Raw genomic sequence first — 657 nt, forward strand, 5'->3', positions numbered from 1 at the left:
CGTCGATCGCGGTGAGGATATCCTGGATCGTACCGGTGGTGCTGATGGTGCCGCCATTGGCCGAGGTGCTGGTCGCGGCCGTGCTGCTGAAGGTCAGGGTCTTGCCGTCAACCGTCAGCGTGTCGTTGTTGGCGAAGGGGGTGGAAAGGTCTCCGGTCGCGGTACCCGAAAGCACGGTGGTGGTCGTGATAGCGGCCGTGCTCGGCAACGAGCTCGCGGTGTGGACGACGTTGTTGGCGTTGGCGAGACCGAGAGCTTGCAGAACCGCGGTAGCGTTGGTGCCGCCGAAGGTGAAGTCGCCGCCTGCCGTGGTGGTGGACAGGGTGATCGCACCACCTGAGATCGAGGCTGAGCCGGCAGCGCCGCTGGAGTTGGCCGATAACGCGGTCAGAAGCTCGCCCAGGGTCGACGTCGTGCCGGAGCCCAGACCGATGGTCGTGGTGGAACCGGACGTCGACGTGGACGTCGCGCTCGCACTGAACGTAATGGTCTGGCTGCCGACCGTAAACGTGTCGCCGACGAGCGAGGAGAGATCGAAATCGCCGCTCGCGGTGCCCAGCGTCGAGGTGCTAAGGGCGCTTGAGCCTGTGGTGGAGAGCGTCAGCGCCGAACCGCTTTCGGTGCCGGCTGCAGCGGTAACCCCCGCGACGACCGAGG

General features: G+C 66.2%; 1 pseudogene. It reads right to left on the reverse strand.

The features are described from left to right. A pseudogene (locus tag HB676_RS33635) lies at nt 1-657 on the reverse strand (hypothetical protein); the annotation flags it as partial.

The sequence above is a fragment of the Bradyrhizobium sp. dw_411 genome, from assembly GCF_018449695.1.
Lineage (GTDB): Bacteria > Pseudomonadota > Alphaproteobacteria > Rhizobiales > Xanthobacteraceae > Bradyrhizobium.